Below are 270 nucleotides of genomic sequence, written 5' to 3'. Positions count from 1 at the left end.
CTGTTTTTATAAATAAATGAATTCGTAAACTTCGATATATCCGCATGCATACGTCTTTGTTCCTGCAACATAAATAGGTTCGGATGTGCTTCTGATTTATTTACAGAATCAACAATCCCAGCGTGGTAAAACATATCTTCCCCAAGCCATTTGCGAACGATTTCATGGTTTGCCATCGCAATTGGAGGTAATTGTAAAAAATCACCGCAAACGACGATACGTTTTCCAAGTGAAGCAGCTAATGCGATTTGCGGAACGAACGCCATACTC

General features: G+C 39.6%; 1 pseudogene. It reads right to left on the bottom strand.

Going from position 1 to position 270, the window contains the following annotated elements:
- Positions 1-270: pseudogene (locus SB717_RS36115) on the bottom strand (AAA domain-containing protein); the annotation flags it as partial.

It is taken from the genome of Priestia sp. SIMBA_032, from assembly GCF_046535215.1.
GTDB lineage: Bacteria > Bacillota > Bacilli > Bacillales > Bacillaceae_H > Priestia > Priestia aryabhattai.
The sequence above is the reverse complement of the archived record's forward strand: the minus strand, read 5'-3'. Positions and strand labels throughout refer to the sequence as shown.